Source organism: Aquimarina agarilytica ZC1, assembly GCF_000255455.1.
In the GTDB taxonomy this organism is placed as follows: Bacteria; Bacteroidota; Bacteroidia; order Flavobacteriales; family Flavobacteriaceae; genus Aquimarina; species Aquimarina agarilytica.
The window spans coordinates 17,157-34,071 of sequence record NZ_JH621282.1; the positions used below are offsets into that span (position 1 = coordinate 17,157).

15 protein-coding genes are annotated in these 16,915 nt (G+C 31.0%); 12 read left to right on the top strand and 3 right to left on the bottom strand.

What is annotated here, in order from left to right; translation table 11 throughout:
- The first annotated feature begins 11 nt into the window (after positions 1 to 11).
- From KQA_RS0215280 to KQA_RS0215295, 3 genes are all read left to right on the top strand, one after another.
- Positions 12 to 1,538, top strand: a complete 1,527-nt coding sequence (locus tag KQA_RS0215280) for a GH3 family domain-containing protein (protein WP_010182360.1) — start codon at positions 12 to 14, stop codon at positions 1,536 to 1,538.
- 30 nt (positions 1,539 to 1,568) lie between these two features.
- Positions 1,569 to 5,285 (top strand): metallophosphoesterase, encoded by a 3,717-nt coding sequence (locus tag KQA_RS0215285; RefSeq protein WP_010182361.1) that lies wholly within the window; start codon positions 1,569 to 1,571, stop codon positions 5,283 to 5,285.
- A 307-nt stretch (positions 5,286 to 5,592) separates the two neighbouring features.
- Complete coding sequence (locus KQA_RS0215295) at positions 5,593 to 6,498, top strand: DUF6268 family outer membrane beta-barrel protein (RefSeq protein WP_010182362.1); 906 nt, start codon at positions 5,593 to 5,595, stop codon at positions 6,496 to 6,498.
- A 56-nt stretch (positions 6,499 to 6,554) separates the two neighbouring features.
- Here KQA_RS0215295 and KQA_RS19090 read toward each other — a convergent pair whose 3' ends face one another.
- The 3 genes from KQA_RS19090 to KQA_RS20905 all read right to left on the bottom strand — a co-directional run bounded on the left by KQA_RS19090 (position 6,555) and on the right by KQA_RS20905 (position 8,444).
- Positions 6,555 to 6,998, bottom strand: coding sequence for an Hsp20/alpha crystallin family protein (locus KQA_RS19090; RefSeq protein ID WP_010182363.1), 444 nt, complete (start codon positions 6,996 to 6,998; stop codon positions 6,555 to 6,557).
- Between the two features lie 135 nt (positions 6,999 to 7,133).
- Positions 7,134 to 8,237, bottom strand: a complete 1,104-nt coding sequence (locus tag KQA_RS0215305; protein ID WP_010182364.1) for an AI-2E family transporter — start codon at positions 8,235 to 8,237, stop codon at positions 7,134 to 7,136.
- An 84-nt stretch (positions 8,238 to 8,321) separates the two neighbouring features.
- Positions 8,322 to 8,444, bottom strand: a complete 123-nt coding sequence (locus tag KQA_RS20905) for a hypothetical protein (RefSeq protein WP_262482167.1) — start codon at positions 8,442 to 8,444, stop codon at positions 8,322 to 8,324.
- A gap of 672 nt (positions 8,445 to 9,116) precedes the next feature.
- On the opposite strand from KQA_RS20905, the gene KQA_RS0215315 reads away from it, so the two are divergent.
- The 9 genes from KQA_RS0215315 (at position 9,117) to KQA_RS0215355 (ending at position 16,808) form a co-directional block, all read left to right on the top strand.
- Positions 9,117 to 10,136 (top strand): helix-turn-helix domain-containing protein, encoded by a 1,020-nt coding sequence (locus KQA_RS0215315; protein WP_010182365.1) that lies wholly within the window; start codon positions 9,117 to 9,119, stop codon positions 10,134 to 10,136.
- Between the two features lie 102 nt (positions 10,137 to 10,238).
- Complete coding sequence (locus tag KQA_RS0215320; protein ID WP_010182367.1) at positions 10,239 to 10,706, top strand: PepSY-like domain-containing protein; 468 nt, start codon at positions 10,239 to 10,241, stop codon at positions 10,704 to 10,706.
- A gap of 136 nt (positions 10,707 to 10,842) precedes the next feature.
- The gene (locus tag KQA_RS0215325; RefSeq protein ID WP_010182369.1) at positions 10,843 to 11,853 is read left to right on the top strand and encodes a helix-turn-helix transcriptional regulator; all 1,011 of its coding nucleotides are present in this window, start codon (positions 10,843 to 10,845) and stop codon (positions 11,851 to 11,853) included.
- Between the two features lie 115 nt (positions 11,854 to 11,968).
- The gene (locus KQA_RS0215330) at positions 11,969 to 13,495 is read left to right on the top strand and encodes a hypothetical protein (protein ID WP_010182370.1); all 1,527 of its coding nucleotides are present in this window, start codon (positions 11,969 to 11,971) and stop codon (positions 13,493 to 13,495) included.
- Positions 13,496 to 13,501: 6 nt separating this feature from the next.
- Positions 13,502 to 14,587: a DUF748 domain-containing protein gene (locus KQA_RS0215335; RefSeq protein WP_010182371.1), complete on the top strand. Its 1,086-nt coding sequence runs from the start codon at positions 13,502 to 13,504 to the stop codon at positions 14,585 to 14,587.
- Positions 14,588 to 14,753: 166 nt separating this feature from the next.
- Entirely contained in the window at positions 14,754 to 14,912 is a 159-nt protein-coding gene (locus KQA_RS0215340) for a YqaE/Pmp3 family membrane protein (RefSeq protein ID WP_010182372.1), read from the top strand.
- 55 nt (positions 14,913 to 14,967) lie between these two features.
- Positions 14,968 to 15,483, top strand: coding sequence for a hypothetical protein (locus KQA_RS0215345; protein WP_010182373.1), 516 nt, complete (start codon positions 14,968 to 14,970; stop codon positions 15,481 to 15,483).
- Between the two features lie 53 nt (positions 15,484 to 15,536).
- A complete protein-coding gene (locus KQA_RS0215350) occupies positions 15,537 to 16,139 on the top strand; it encodes a DUF2652 domain-containing protein (RefSeq protein WP_010182374.1) in 603 nt (200 codons plus the stop codon).
- 138 nt (positions 16,140 to 16,277) lie between these two features.
- Entirely contained in the window at positions 16,278 to 16,808 is a 531-nt protein-coding gene (locus tag KQA_RS0215355; RefSeq protein WP_010182375.1) for a hypothetical protein, read from the top strand.
- The last annotated feature ends 107 nt before the right edge of the window (positions 16,809 to 16,915 follow it).

Consider the following 16,915-nt stretch of genomic DNA (forward strand, 5'->3'; position numbering starts at 1 on the left):
AAAATAACATTATGGCAATTATAGGATCAATTATAAAAGGAGCAATTGATATTAAACAAGTATTAACTTTGGAAACCCCACACTCTGAAGCACAACAAAATGTGTTAAAATATTTATTGGAAACTGCTAAAGACACACAATTTGGTAAAGCTTACAATTTTACAACGATTCTTGAATCTGATAATATTCAGAAAGAATTTGCAAATCAAGTCCCCTATTTTGATTACCATCGAATGGAAAAAGAATGGTGGCACTTGCTTTTAAAAGGGAAAGAAAACATTACTTGGCCTGGTCTTGTGGATTATTTTGCTTTGAGTTCGGGAACTACTGGAAAAAAAAGTAAACGTATACCTGTAACGGATGAAATGATTGAAGCCATTAGAAAAGCGGGTATCAAACAAATAGAAGCACTATCCAACTATGACCTCCCTTCTCAGTTTTTCGAAAAAGGTATAATGATGTTGGGTAGTTCTACCGATTTAACTCAAAAAGATGCGCATTTTGAAGGGGAAATTAGTGGTATTAGCGCCTCTAAAATTCCTTCATGGTTTGAAGGTTATTATAAACCAGGAGAAAAAATTGCAAAGATTGATGATTGGGATGAACGGGTAAAACGTATTGCTGAAAATGCCAAAAAATGGGATATTGGAGCCATTAGTGGTATACCTTCATGGATTGAATTAATGATGAAAGAGGTAATCGATTACCATCAAGTAACTACTATTCATGATATATGGCCTAATTTACAAGTATACACTTCGGGGGGCGTTGCTTTTGAGCCTTATGCTAAAAGTTTTAATCAGCTATTAAGTCATCCAATAACAATTATAGACACCTACTTAGCCTCGGAGGGCTTTATCGCTTTTCAAGCACGTCCTGAAACCGATGCCATGCAACTCATTACTAATAATGGTATTTATTTTGAATTTGTTCCTTTTAAGCCAGAGTACATTCAATCAGATGGATCATTAAGTCAAAATGCACCTGTATTAAACATTTCTCAAGTTACCACAGATGAGGATTACGTCCTTTTAATTAGTACGGTATCTGGAACATGGCGCTACCTAATCGGTGATACTATTGAATTTACTGACGTAGAACGAGCAGAAATAAAAATTACGGGCCGTACCAAGTTTTTCCTTAATGTGGTTGGTTCACAACTTTCTGTAAACAAAATGAATTTGGCTTTGCGCGAAGTAGAGGAAGAATTAAATATTCAAATACCCGAATTTACATTGAGTGCCGTACGCATTAATAACGAGTTTTATCACCATTGGTATTTAGGGACTGATAGTAATATAGATAATACTACCATAGCTCTCAGTTTGGATCAAAAATTAAAAGCTGCAAATAAAAACTATAAAGTGGCCCGTTCTAAAGCACTCAAGGGTGTAAAAGTTACCTGCATACCATCAACACTATTTAGCGAATGGAGTGGATATCAAAAAAAGAAAGGTGGTCAGGTAAAGATGGAACGTGTTATGGGTGAGGACAAGTTTGATAAATGGCAAAAGTTCGTAGCAAATCAACTACACTAACGGAAACGATTTTCAATTTAAAATCATTAAATGAAAAAATATAACTATATACTTTTTACTGCTGTATTATTTGTAACAAGCTGTGCCTTGTACGAACCTAAGTACCGTGAAGAGTTTGACGAAACTAATTTTGAGAAAATCAATCCAAAGGATATCGAGAAAACTTTTTATTTAATTGGTGATGCAGGCTATGCGCAAGCAGGAAAATCAACCGATGCATTAATGGTTTTTGAAGCCTATTTGAATACTCACAAAGAAAAAGGCAATTACGCTATTTTTTTAGGTGATAATATTTATCCAGACGGTATGCCTACTAAAGATTCCGAAGATAGACCAATTGCCGAGCACCGATTAAATACCCAAATTAATAGTATTAAAAATTTTGATGGAGAAATTATTTTTATTCCAGGAAACCATGATTGGTATAACGAAGGACTAGCTGGATTAAAACGTGAAGAAAATTACTTTGAAAAGAAACTTGGAGATAAAAAGCTATTTTATCCAACAGACGGTTGTGCTTTAAAAAGTATAGATGTTTCTGATAAAGTACAATTGATAATTCTTGACTCACAATGGTATCTAACTGACTGGGACAAACACCCTACTATAAACGATAAGTGCGATGAGATCAAAACTAGAGAAGCCATGTTTGAAGAAGTTGAAGGATTATTGAAAAAAAATCAAAATAAAACCATAGTTTTTGCTCTTCATCATCCTTTGTATACCAATGGTGTACATGGTGGACAATATGCGCCTGTAAAACATTTGTACCCAAGTCAAAAAAAAATTCCCCTACCCATACTAAGTTCATTAGCACTTCAAATAAGAACTAGTGGTGGAGTTTCTACTCAGGATAAGCAAAACAAGCAGTATAAAGCCCTAGTAAAACGTTTAGAAACCTTAGCTAAAGGAGCAGAAAAAATTATTTTTACCTCTGGACATGAACATTCTCTACAGTATATTGAACATGAAGGTTTAAAGCAAATAGTTTCTGGAGCTGGTGCCAAAAACTCTTATGCCTCACTAAGTAATGATGGGTTATTTGCCTACGGTGGCCAAGGCTTTGCTCGGTTGGATATATTGAAAAACGGGGCATCATGGGTCAGTTTTTTTAGTGCAAAAAATGGAAAACCCAAACTGTTATATAAAAAAGAAGTCTTTAAACCCACACCTCAATATGATTTTACCAATCTAAAAACAATTACTGATACAAAAATTAGAACTTCGGTATATACTCCCGATGAAAATAGCGAAAAAAGTGAACTTTACGAAAGTGTTTGGGGAGATCACTATCGCGACTTATATTATAAACCTATAGAAGCTAAAGTAGCGCTTTTAGATACACTTTATGGGGGTTTGGAAGTAGTACGTAAAGGTGGAGGACACCAAACCCGTTCGCTGCGTTTGAAAGACAAAAGCGGTAAAGAATACAATATGAGAGCACTAAAAAAAAGTGGTGTTAAGTTTTTACAATCCACTCTTTTTAAAAATAATTATGTCGAAGAATCTCTAGAAAATACACTTTCCGAGGATATACTCAAAGATTTTTATACGGCATCACATCCTTATATTTTTACTGTAATCCCCGAATTATCGGATGCGATTGGATTGTACCATACAAATCCTGATTTATTGTACATACCAAAACAACCTGCTTTAAAAGAATATAATTTTGAACATGGTAATGAACTTTACTTAATTGAAGAACGGCCCGAAGAACATCATATTGATTTGGCCTCTTTTGGTAAACCGAAAGATATCGAAAGTACTGCGGATGTTTATAAAAGATTACGCAAAGACGAAAAATACCGAATAGACGAACAAGCCTATATACGAGCACGCTTATTCGACATGCTTATTGGCGATTGGGATAGACATCAAGACCAATGGAGGTGGGCCGAATTTGAACTAGACAATGGTGATCATGTTTTTAGACCTATCCCTAGAGATCGAGATCAGGCTTTTACTAATTTTGACGGAGGTTTTTTAGGAGCACTTAGGGGAATGATTGGTTTTACCAGACAATTTCAAGTATATGATAAAAAAATTTCCAATGTACCATGGCTTAACGCTTCTGCATCCATTTTGGACAGAACATTAATTCAGAATAGTAGTCAAGATATATGGTTAAAAGAGGCAAAATATATTCAAAAAAATTTAACTGATACAGTGATTGAAAAGGCTTTTGAAAATATTCCAAAAGAAGCTAAAGGAACCGATCTAGAAAATATCAAAGCTAGTTTAAAAGGTAGGATAGATAACCTCATTGAAACAACTAATGAATATTACGAGTACCACGCAAGACTTGCTATAATCAACGGCACCGATAAAGACGATTATATTAGTATAGTGAGGCTTCCTAAAGGAAAAACCAAAATCACAGTACAACGAATTAAAGATGATAAAAAATCAGATACTATTAGTAATAGAATCTATGATAAAAAATTTACCAAACAAATTAGGATCTATGGTCTGGATGATGATGATCAATTTAATGTTTCTGGTATACCCGATAATCCCATTCGAATACGAATTATTGGAGGACATAACAATGATACATACTCTATTGAAAACGGTAAAAAAGTGACCATTTACGATTATAAAAGTAAGCCAAATACCATTAAAAAAGACGGTGGAGCCAAGTTTAAATTTACGGACAACTATCAAATAAATAATTTTGATAAAGACAACCGAGAATTAACCACTACCACCATTTTACCATTGATTGGATTTAACCCCGATGATGGATTGTTAATAGGCCCAGTAAGTGTAATCACCAAAAGTGATTTCTACGAAAACCCCTTTACGTTACAACACAGATTATCTGGGGGGTATTATTTTGCAACTGGAGGTTTTGACTTGGCATATAGAGGTGAATTTGCAGGTATACTTGGAAAATACAACTTGTTAGTTACTACCCGATACACAAGTCCGAACTATGCAGTCAACTTTTTTGGATTTGGAAACAATTCCGAAAATTTTGATGATCGCGATGATATTGACTTTGATTTTAATAGAGTAAAATTAAGTACCTATCAATTAATGTTAGGTGCTGTAAAAAATGGTCGAGATGGGAGTTATTTTGAATACACCGCTTCCGCAGAAGGGATTCAGATAGATAGAACTCCTGGCCGTTTTATAGCTGATTTTTTTGAAAACGAAGAAACTTACGAGCGCAAATGGTTTGCAGGTACTAATGCTACCTATAGGTATGAAAGTTATGATGTTGTGGTAAACCCTACTCGTGGAATGAAGTTTGAACTCAATGGAGGTACAAGAACAAATATTAACAATGGAAGTACTTATGGTTTTATTAAACCTTATCTAGGTTTTTACAACGCCTTAACCAATAATAGAAAATTAGTATTAAAAACGAGTGCCATGAGCCATTTTAATATTGGGACTAATTACGAATTTTATCAATCCGCTCAAATTGGTGGAGAAAACCTATTACGTGGCTTTAGAAAACATCGCTTTGCAGGTCAAACAGCCTTTGCCACAAGTGCAGATGTGCGTTATAGTTTTAATCAATTTAAAACAAAAGTGTTGCCATTACAATTTGGTCTTTTTACAGGAATAGATACCGGCCGTGTATGGCTAGATAATAGTGAAGAAACAAATAAATGGCATACCAATTATGGTGGAGGTTTTTGGGTAAATAGTGCCGATTTTATTAGTGGAACGTTTAACCTTTTTGCTAGTAGAGAAGGACCTCGTTTTTCTTTCAATTTTTTATTTAAACTTTAAACTTATCTATGACTATTTCAAAATTAAATTGCATTAATATTTTTGACAGATTAATTCTTTCAATCCCTTTCCAAAATAGCCCATCAATAAAAAAACTTTATATAGCTAATTTTTTTAAAGATACCATTTTGGGGATCAATCAACAGATAGTAAGTTCTATATTCGTATATAATACTGCTAATAAAAAAAGAAACAATTTGAAAATAAAAGCTCGTAATAAATCAAATAAAATATACATAACCAACGTAAGTTATGTGTTCTAATCATGTGGTAAAGTTTTTTTATTAACTTATTAAATCGCAGATATATGAAATCATTTTTTTTTACGATACTACTAATTACCATTACGACTCATGCCCACTATGCTCAATTATCAGATTTAGCACGTTTGGAGTATACTTATTTTCCGCAAAGAGAAAGTGACAATAGTTTTCAACGTTTACGTGCACTTGTTAGGATGCCATTAAAACTAAACAAAAAAGGGGCATATTTAGTACCTGGGTTTGAATACAGAAATATAAATTTTGATTACGAAGATAGACCTATACCTAGTTTTAGTGTAACCAATTTAGATAATTTCAATTCATATGATCTTACTTTGGGCTATACGTATAAAATAAAAGAAGATTTGCGCTTTGCTGCCAAGTCAGGAGTGTTAATCGCTTCGAATTTTGAAGATAGAAACATTACTAATGATGATATTTTATATTCTGGTGGAGTTTTTTTAATTAAAGATAAAACTGAAGAAGGTCAAGCCAAAAAACCCTGGAGACTCATCGTTGGATTACAATACTCTACAAAAGCAGGTCGCCCTTTCCCGCTTCCAATAGTTAATTATTATAAAAAAATCCACCCAAAATGGGCTTATGGCTTGGGGGTTCCTAAAACAAATATCAAATATTTTCCCAGCCCTACTAATCAATTACAAGCTTTTGCTACCCTCGATGGTTTTTTTGCTAATATTCAAAATAACAAAACCATACCCAATCGTAATGGGATAGGCACGGAAACTGCAGCTAGTATTTCCATGACCATTGCTTTAGCGGGTTTAGGTTATGAACATTGTTTTACGGAGCATTTGATATTTTATGTTTATGCTGGTTTCACTATAATAAATGATATCCGTTTAAGAGATGAAGACCAAGAAGATGTGTTTACCATTAATGATAAAAATAGCTTGTATATGCGTGGAGGTCTAAAATTCAAAATTTAAAAAGGGAGCAAATTAGCTCCCTTTTTAGATACATAATTACATGTATTTAATTTAATTTAATTTATTTCAATTGAAGTTACTATGGCTTCATTAGTTTTTTTGGGAAGTGTTATACTTAATATCCCATTTTGATATGTGGCTGATATTGCTTCCTTATCAATATTTTCTGGAAGTTTAAATATACGCTCAAAAGAAGCTGCCCAGAATTCCCTCCTTACATAATTGTCTTCTGATTTCTTTTCTGCCTCGGCTTTCACAATTAATTTGTTTTCTTTGGCATCAACTGTAATAGCTTCTTTATTAAATCCTGTAGCTAAAAGCTCTATAATAAATTCATTGTCATTTTCAATAACATTCACTTTAGGCGCTTGCAAGTCCATGTGCTCGCTAAATGAAGGCGAAAGTGTATTACTAAAAACTTCATTTACCAAATTTCCAAATCCTGTAAACGGTAATAAATTAGTGTTTGTATGACCATTTAATGTTATTCCCTTATTCATAATATTAATTTTTAAAAGTTACAATAGCATTTAAACAAATCATATACCATTAACTTTTTGACATTAAAACACTATAAAAAAGATGTCAAAATGACACAAAACACCTATTAATTAATGACATTTTGTCTATTTTGACTATTCTTTATTGTTTTCCTCTTCTACATCATCAACAAATAGTTCTTCGCCCACGACTTCCACACTAGTATCACCTAATATATCCTCAACATAAAGCATTTTAACAATAACCATTAAAATAGCAATTACAGGTACCGCTAAAATTAAGCCCAGCATTCCAGTAAAAATTCCTAAAATAACTTGAGCTATTAAAATCATTGCCAAAGGAAAGGCTATCATTTTACTTTGAATAAAAGGAGTAATTACATTGCTTTCAATCGCTTGGACAACTCCATAAAGAATGACTACATACAGTGCGGAATTTCCATCTAGAGTGAGCGCCAATAAAAATGCTGGAATTAAAGATAATATAGGTCCAAAGTTGGGAATAAAAGTGATTAGTGCTGCAAATATTCCCAAAGTTAATGCTAAAGGAATACCCAAAATAGCCAATCCTACACCTGTTAAAATACCAACAACTAACATAGAAAACATTTTTCCTAATAACCATCTTTTTAATGTGTATCCTAGGGTTAGCAACACCTCCTCTACTCTTTTTCGTTTAGGTTTAGGAAAGAGTATGATAATTCCATTGGTGTACATATTAGGTTGAATCATAAAAAATAAACCTAAAAAAACAATAATGTAAATATCTGCTAATCCACCAAAAAAGGAACTGAAAAAGATAGTAATTTGCCCGCTCCCTTTATTTAATTTTTCTCGGTATTTTTTTATTTCGCTAAGAGCAAATGCTCCCAACTTAGTGTTATTTAATTTTTGCTTGGCTTCTTCGGTGGCCAATGGCAATTCTTTTTGTAGAACGTCAATTTGATCAGATACTCTGGATGAAAGTACTAAAATAGACACAATGCAAACACTAAAAAACAGAGTTACGCCTACTCCTAAAGCAGCTTTATTGTTCAAAGGAATCTTTTTTTGAATAAGCGAGGCTATTCCTTTAAAAAAAGTAGCTACAAGGATGCCTGCTAAAATTAACAGAATCACTTTAAAGCCTTTTAGTATTAAAAAAAGACAACATAGTATCAAGACTATTATACAAGTTGCCTTTATGATATTTTTACTAAAATTGCTTATTGCAAATGTGTTGCTTTCGTTAGCTTTCATTCTCTTTTGGGAAATAAAAAACGGATACCTGGTTTTTCAACTCTAATATCCGTTATATCATTAGTGTTGTTACATATGCCGTTGTTAATCTACTGCATCTTCAACTTCGTCTGCCGCATCTTCTATACCATCACCAACGCTTTCTACAGCATCTTCTACTTTTTCTTTTGCTGTCTTTTCTCTACAACTAGTTGCAAATGAAAACATGAATATTGCTGTTACTATCGAAATAATTGCCTTTTTCATAAATTTTACTTTTAAAGTTAATTTCTATCCTTTTTTAATATAAGAGCAAATGATAAAACAATGTAAATGAAAAAAAATATCTGAGGTAAATCTCTAAACTCAATCAAATTGGTAAAACCCAACATAATTATAGAAATTAAAAATATGAATGTCGTTAACAAATACCTTTTCATTTTGTTTACCTGTTTTATTCACTCTTTATACTTACAAAGGTGATTCAATACAGTTTAACAATTTTGTGCAATTAGCATTTATTTTGACTCAATAAGTAAAATACCTCGGAGCAAGCCCATGAGGCATTCGTTTGAAACAAGCTTTCAATTTCGAGGCAAGCCTCGGGGTATTACACCCTTTGGCGGTGCCAATAAATTGGCTAATAACCACTCATAAACAAATCATTTTTAATAGCAAGGCTTATATTGCAAAAGGCTAGCAATTGAGTTAATAAATTACATTATGTTCATTATTTACCACAAAATCCCCAACAAATTTACAAATCTTCTAAAAAAATCATTTTTTTTTAAAACTAAACTAGAGCAATACTGTTAGTAACTGTATCAATTTTGTTACTCCAAAAAGGCATTCTACACTTACTTTGTATCCACTCGAAAATGTAGATAGAAGGAAAAATAAATGAAGGAATTAACAATCACAAGTACAAAAAGTGATGAGGTTTTAGTACAATTAAACTTTTATTTAAATGGAAATTTAAATAATAAATGGGGAGAAACGGTACTGGAATTTAATAATGAATATGGCAAAGGTCAAATTCGCTGTATCGATTTTGATTGGGGTGTTTCACTGATGGATTATGATGTCCATTTTACCGAAAATGTAAAAATAACATTCGTATCAAGTGAGGTAAAGCCTATTGAATTTGTTTTTGTAAGTGAAGGAACCATCACCTACAAAAGCGATGTTGATAATGTAAGCCATTCATTTGAGCGCTTTCAAAACATTATTATTTCAACCAAAAAAAAGGCTAAAGAAACTTATATCTTTCCTAATAAAGTCACTGTTAAGGTCAATTTTATTTACGTCGTTAAAAATTTATATGCTCAAAAAAAGAATAACAACTTAACTTATTTAAACAAAAAATTGCTCTCTACTTTTAAAGACATTGATTCAAATAGTGTATACAATCATTTTGGTAATTTTAACCTTAAAATAGCCGATCAAATAAGACAGTTAAATACATCTGATAATACAGGTATAGTACGTACACTATCTATTGAAGGTCAATTAAATTTAATATTGGCTATGCAAATTTTGGAACATAGCAACTCCGAAGAAGGTCGCAACCTTCCAGAAACAATGTCTAAAGATGATATTAAAAAAATTCATGATTTGACAGGTTATATTATAGACAATATATCGGAGCCCTTAACTGTTGAAATATTATCAAAGCGTTCTGGATTAAGTCAAAAAAAATTACAATCAGGCTTTAAACTTTTACATTCAAAATCAGTAAATGAATATGTTAGACTCATGAAATTAGAAATTTCAAGAGATTATATAAAAAATACTACAGATTCTATTTCTGAAATTGTTTATAAAATCGGGTTTAGAAGTAGAAGTTATTTTTCTAAAATATTTTTTGAACATTATGGAATACTCCCTACTGATTATCGAAAAAAACAAACTTTAAAATAAGGTAAGCATTTAATAAATACCGAATAAAGTCCCTTTTTATTGCGATACGGATAAGGACCCCTCTCATATTATTGTATTATTGAATTCAGTCAATGAACAATTATGAAAAACCCTTATCCGTATATTTTAGTATCCATTCTTTTTTTACTAACCTACTGTTCTGCCATTTCGCAAAATGAAGTTCCTGTCAAAGTCCAAGAAAACTTTGAAAAAAAATATCCAGGGGAAAATGATCCTGATTGGCACATAGATAAAAACGGAAATTTCGAATCTCATTTTAAAATAGATGGAGAAAAATACAGAGCGGACTTTTTACCAAACGGAAATTGGATTGAAACAGAAAATAATATAAAAAAGAAAGAGCTTCCTAAAGCCATTAAAAGAATTTTAAATAAAAAATATAAGGATGTCAAAATCTACGAAATTGAAAAAGTAGATCATTTTTCAAAAGGAATATTTTATGATGTAGAACTTAAAATTGATGGTAAAAAGAAAGATATTGTTTTAAAGGTGATGGATCCGTTATTAACTAGTATTTATTCATATGAGTCACTATTTTTAGTAAAATAGCTTATTTTAAAGTAGAATAACGTTACGGATAATCTCAATAACGTTAATGCTTAGCATGCAAATCTTGTAATTTTACATAACAAATAAAATTGTTTTTGTCAGTATTAAAATGTGTTGACATTAGTACATAATTGTTATGATAAAAAATTCAAATACCCTTTCGCAAAATCATTTGGATTTAAATGAACTAAAAATTCATTTAAAAGGAACAGTTACTGAATTGGATGATTTTAATGTTCTTGAAATAGATAACACTATCGGAGCTGGACATGTTAGATTTTATAACTTGCAAGAAGGAGTAAAGGTGTATGATTTTGATTTGTTTTTAGAAAATGATTTGTCAATCCCCATTGATTGCTTATCAACCGAAACATTGCAATTTTTATATTGTTTAGATGGAGAATTTAAACATCAATTTGATACTACCAATAATACGGTTGCTATTGAAAGATTTCAAACTGCGGTAGCTCACAGTGAAACTGGTATTCACAGCAAAATACTTATACCAAAAAACAAAAGACTTTTACTACATATTATATTGGTTAACAAAGCCCAGTATTTTAAAGCGTTTAATGAGGATACGTGTGATTTTAATGAGCAACTCAAAACAGTACTTAATAAAATAGAAAAACAACCCAAGTATTTTCATGCTGGTGGGTATAATTTAAAAATTGCAGAACAACTTAAGCTCCTAGTTGGACTTGAGCACGCCCATGATGTTTCTGAAAAACTGAGTCAAAAAGGAAGGTATTTTATAATTTTAGCCATTCAAATCAAACAATTTCATCAAGAAATAAACAAAACCACCAATTCTAGTGGTTTATTAAAATACGAACTGGCAAAAATTTTTGAAATTGGTAATTTTATACGCGAAGTTCCCGAATTTCAACACTCTATAAAATCATTGGTAATTGAGTCTGGTTTATCTCCTGCAAAACTCCAAGAAGGTTTCCGATACATGTACAAAAGAACCGTTTCGGATTATATCAGAAACGTACGTTTAGAAAAAGCGGTTTTACTACTCAAAACAACTGATTTAACTATTTCAGAGATAGTCTACACTATTGGGTTAACCAGCAGAAGTTATTTTTGTAAAATCTTCAAACAAAAACACTATTGTAGCCCTAAAGAGTTTAGAAAAAAATGAAATCCGAAGAGCTAACTTAAATTTTACATTATAATTTTAAATGCGTTCATTTTAATTGTTTTTGCATAAACATAAATCATTTTTTATAAGGTTATTTACAGCCTTATAAATATGAATGAATTACACCCAAAAAAAATATACCCTACTTTTTTTAATCGTACTTAGTGCTCTAATTACGATTCATTTTTTAGCCAAATATTTTTTAGTCAAACAGATTGAGCATTTTGTTTCTGATAAAGATATTGAGATATATTATGATGATATTTCGGTTAACCTATTAACAGCTTCAATTTCATTTGTAAAACTTAATTTTAATACTAAGATTACTACATCTACTAAAGACAGTTTACAGTTGAGCATACCACAATTAGATATAAGTGGACTCAATTATTACCAACTTTTATTTAAAAAAGCAATTGTGCTCAATAGCATTCAATTGACCTCGCCTGATTTAAAATTTTTTAAGTATATCGACACTAAATCCATCACTAAAAATAACTCTACAAGGCTAATTACTATCAATTCTTTTGAAATTAATGGTGGATCTTTTGAACTATACAAATCGAAAAAAAACATTCCAGACCTTAGTATTCAGAACATGGATACTAAAATTAATGAGCTTGGATTATTCCTTCAAACTGCAGACTTTCCAGTTACATATACAAAAATTGAATCTAAACTAAGAGGGATAACTACCAAGGTGGGTAATTGGGAAAAGCTATTTATTGACACGGTAACTATAAATCCTAAGGCTATTTACCTATCCAATTTAAAGTTAGAGACAATTTTCAGTAAAAAAATACTTTCTAGCCATTTGAAAAAAGAAAGAGATCATGTTTCGCTAGTAATCCCGAAAATTCACTTTAATAGATGGTTTCTAAAAAAAAATGAATCTAAAAATACTTTTGGAGCCAAAAGCATAATTGTACAAAATGCAGGTTTGAATTTATACAGAGATAAAGCTGTACCAGACAATACTAAATACAAATCGCTATACTCCGAAAAAATTAGAAACCTTGATTTCGGTATTGATTTCCCTAAAATTAGTATCGAAAACGCTTCGATAAATTACGAACAAAGACTAGATGGGAATGAAAAACCTGGTAAGCTTTACTTTGAAGATGTAAACGCTGTTGCGAGTCTTTTTAATACAGAAAATAAAAATTATCAAATTAAATTAGAAACAAAGGGCACCTTTATGGGTAATGCTGATATTGCTTTAAACACAAAATTTAAATCGCTCACAAGTGATGAATTTATGGCTAAGGGTAGTATCAAAAATTTTAATGGAAATTCCTTAAATACTTACTTAGAAAAAAATCTCAAAACCCGAATCAAAGGACGTGCCGACGAAATTTATTTTACTATCAATGGCAATAACAAAAGAGCTGCTGGAGATATTAAAATGAAATACACCGATTTTGAAATTGAAATACTAAAACAACACAGCCTAAAGGTTAATAAGTTTTTAAGTGCAGTTGGCAATTTACTTTTAAAAGAAAAAGAGGATACTACCGCTTATCATTATGGAAAAATTGACACTGAAAGAGATCAAACCAAATCATTTTTCAATTTTTTATGGATAAGCCTTAGGGATGGATTAAAAAATATAATTACAAATAAGAAATCATCAAAAGAATAGTTGAAAATGGAAATAAAAAAAATTGTCAAAAAAAAGCGCTTGTGGATACCCTTATCTCTAATTGTATTGCTTGTTGCTTTAAGATTGGTCTTACCCTACCTAGTTAAAAATTACGTTAATAAAACTTTATCAAACATTGACAATTATTACGGTGAAGTCGAAGATATTGATATCTCATTATATAGAGGTGCTTACACCATTAAAAATTTGTACTTAAACAAAGTAAACGCTCAAACGCAAGTTCCTTTTCTAAATTTTAAGAATACAGATATTTCTATACAATGGAAAAGCTTATTAAAAGGAAAAATTGTTAGTGAAATCGAAATGACCGAGCCCAGTGTTATCTACGTATTTGAAGATCAACAACAACCCACAAATGAAAGCGAAACCGAAGTTGAAGATTGGTCAGAAGCACTAACCAATTTAGTTCCTATTGATATAAACCGACTACAAATAACGAATGGTAATTTAGCTTTTGTGCAAGTAACTACCTCCCCAAAAATTGATTTACAAATGAACGCTGTAAATTTAGAACTTACCAACTTAAGAAACATTGTAAGAGAAGGAAACAAATTACCTTCGGCATTAAAAGCTACAGCTACTAGTATTGGTAACGGCAAAGTTACATTGACTGGAAATTTGGATGTAGTTAAAGCTATACCCGATATGGATATTTCTTTTTCTTTAGAAAATGCAGATATCACTTCATTAAATGATTTTACCCAACACTATGCGGGTATTGATTTTTCGTCAGGTACATATGAAGTGTATTCTGAAATGGCTATTAACGACGGCTTCCTAAAAGGATATGTCAAACCCATTCTTACGAATACAAAACTTATAGGCGAGGATGATAAATTTTCAAAAAAATTATGGGAAGGCTTTGTTGGCTTTTTTAAATTCATATTTAAAAATCAGCGAAAGGATACACTGGCCACCAATGTTGAGTTTGAAGGAGATTTGAACAATGTTCAAACTAAAATCATTCCAACTGTAACCAATGTACTAAAAAATGCATGGATAAAAGCTTATAAAAGCATGACTGACGATAGCATAGACTTTAAGGATGCGGCTCCAGAAACTAACAATTAAAATAACTTTAAGAAGTGTTTGGATTTATCAAACACAACAATACCATAGTACATTTATAATCACTAATTTAGATTTTATAAATACTTATTTTTTTTGAGCGCAAGAAATTATTAATAAAGTTAAGTTAGAATATTCCATTTATACATCTTTACAAAAAACTATAACTATGTCCATATTAACTATCATTTTAAATATTTTTTTACCACCAGTATCTGTTGCCTTGCAAAAAGGAATAGGAAAAGATTTTATCATTAATATCATCCTAACACTCCTTGGAGGGCTGCCTGGTATGATTCATGCTTTTTGGGTAACCAGTAAACCTTAGAACAAGCAGAATAGTTACTAATTAATTATTTATAAAAGATTTTAAAATTTTTATAATGTTTGAACTCTTAAAATTTGATCATAAGCACATCAAAGACCTTCAAGAATTGCTTTGTATGACATTTGATGCTGAACGAAAATATTTTGAAACAGCAGAGCGAGTGCAAATTGCTGAATTTTCAAGATTTTTATACTTACAAAGCATTCAAAGAAACCAACTATCTAATAAACTTATTGCTGTTTTTGCAGAAAACAATATTGTACCCAATATGACATATATTAATAAAAGTAAAAACCAGATAAGTGGGTTAGAATTAAAGCGAATATTAGAAGATAAAAAGTATACCATTTACATAAAAGAATGTATGAAACTTGATAACTCTTTAATACAATTATGTAAAAAGCTTTTAAAAAATGATAAGCTCTCAGCATCTATTTTAGATGTAATAACAAAAGAGCTTAATTTTTTAATTTTGCATACCTTTAAAATATACGAACTCATTAATAAATACTCAAGTCAAGGTATTAATTATAATAATGAATCCCTTAACTCAAACAGAAGAATGATGTAATTATTGAATATATTTATCTATACCCCATACTTAATTTACTTAAAAAATTAAACATGAATGCACAGCCGACTTTAATATGTATACCTGACATTAGCGGTTTTACCGAATTCATGAGTGATACCGAATTTGAATTGAGTGCTAAAGTAATTTCTACTCTACTTAATAAAGTAATATATGCTAATGAAATTGGCTTAAAACTTTCGGAAATTGAAGGTGATGCTGTGCTGTTTTTTAAGCAAGGTGAGCTTCCTGCTTTTAGCAAACTAGTTGATCAATGCAAGTATTTTTACACACAATTTTACAAGGAATTAGACTCGGTGTATAAAAGAAATGAAAATCACGCAGAAAGTGGTAATATTCGTAAAATGCTTGGATTAAAAATTATACTTCATTATGGCGTATCTGTAGGATCCGTAGCGATTGGTAAAAATATCAAGCTCATGGGCGAAGATGTAATTACAGCGCATCGCTTATTAAAAAATAAAATTAGAATTGATGAGTATTTACTCATATCTGACAGTTTGCTTTCGGAATACTCAGATCAAGATATAGCGTCTTGTTTTGATTGGGCTCCCTTAAGAGAAAAAGACACTAGTTATGAACATATAGGTGATGTTAGCTATAGTTATATTAGTTTAGAACCATTGCTAGATTAGCTTGTTTTAAATAGTATTACAATAGGAAATTATTAGCGTATTTTTATAATTGTAATATTTTTAAACACACATAATAACTATCACTTATTTTGTTTCTAAAGTAAAAAGTATTATTAGTAAAAAAAGGAAATATTGTTCATGAATAAATTAGAAAAATATCATAAACAAGCCTTAATTATTGGAGTTTTTGCCGCGTTTATCTCAAGTTTAGGCACTTTAGCTTTAGGTAATTTAAGTGGCTACGAAGCAAAAGAATTAATTAAAAGTAGCCTTCCAGGTATTAATGTTTTATGCAATACTATTGTACTTGCATCTGCTACTATACTTGCATTATTATTAACTCTTTTAGGACTAAGTTCATCATCAACTAATAAACTTAAAAAATCTCATTATTATCATGTTTTGGCTATTGCCAAATTGGACACTATTGTTTTTGTAGTTTCAATGCTCGTTTTTCAACTACTTAATATTCCAATCACAGAATCTGAATCGGTTCCGAATTCTTGGTTTAAAATAGTATATTACATTTCTTTAATATCGGCTTCAATATTAAGTGGATCACTTATAAGTGTGGTTATAATGCTTTACACTGCCGTTAGAAATATTATTACAATTGTTGGTCTTGGTAAAGAGGACCATCCTCTTATACATACCAACGAGAAAGAATAAAAAAACTTGACTATTAATTATCAAGAGCAATAGCCAAGCTTTTTTTAAGGCGCATTCAGAATACTCAAAACCCTTGTAAATACGAGGGTTTTGTCGTAAATTAATGT

Coding starts and splice junctions, on each gene's coding strand:
- KQA_RS0215325 (WP_010182369.1), top strand. CDS start 10,843: ATGATAAAAAATTCAAATACCCTTTCGCAAAATCATTTGGATTTAAAT.
- KQA_RS0215295 (WP_010182362.1), top strand. CDS start 5,593: ATGAAATCATTTTTTTTTACGATACTACTAATTACCATTACGACTCAT.
- KQA_RS20905 (WP_262482167.1), bottom strand. CDS start 8,444: ATGTTTTCATTTGCAACTAGTTGTAGAGAAAAGACAGCAAAAGAAAAA.
- KQA_RS0215350 (WP_010182374.1), top strand. CDS start 15,537: ATGAATGCACAGCCGACTTTAATATGTATACCTGACATTAGCGGTTTT.
- KQA_RS0215355 (WP_010182375.1), top strand. CDS start 16,278: ATGAATAAATTAGAAAAATATCATAAACAAGCCTTAATTATTGGAGTT.
- KQA_RS19090 (WP_010182363.1), bottom strand. CDS start 6,998: ATGAATAAGGGAATAACATTAAATGGTCATACAAACACTAATTTATTA.
- KQA_RS0215340 (WP_010182372.1), top strand. CDS start 14,754: ATGTCCATATTAACTATCATTTTAAATATTTTTTTACCACCAGTATCT.
- KQA_RS0215280 (WP_010182360.1), top strand. CDS start 12: ATGGCAATTATAGGATCAATTATAAAAGGAGCAATTGATATTAAACAA.
- KQA_RS0215320 (WP_010182367.1), top strand. CDS start 10,239: ATGAAAAACCCTTATCCGTATATTTTAGTATCCATTCTTTTTTTACTA.
- KQA_RS0215335 (WP_010182371.1), top strand. CDS start 13,502: ATGGAAATAAAAAAAATTGTCAAAAAAAAGCGCTTGTGGATACCCTTA.
- KQA_RS0215330 (WP_010182370.1), top strand. CDS start 11,969: ATGAATTACACCCAAAAAAAATATACCCTACTTTTTTTAATCGTACTT.
- KQA_RS0215345 (WP_010182373.1), top strand. CDS start 14,968: ATGTTTGAACTCTTAAAATTTGATCATAAGCACATCAAAGACCTTCAA.
- KQA_RS0215285 (WP_010182361.1), top strand. CDS start 1,569: ATGAAAAAATATAACTATATACTTTTTACTGCTGTATTATTTGTAACA.
- KQA_RS0215315 (WP_010182365.1), top strand. CDS start 9,117: ATGAAGGAATTAACAATCACAAGTACAAAAAGTGATGAGGTTTTAGTA.
- KQA_RS0215305 (WP_010182364.1), bottom strand. CDS start 8,237: ATGAAAGCTAACGAAAGCAACACATTTGCAATAAGCAATTTTAGTAAA.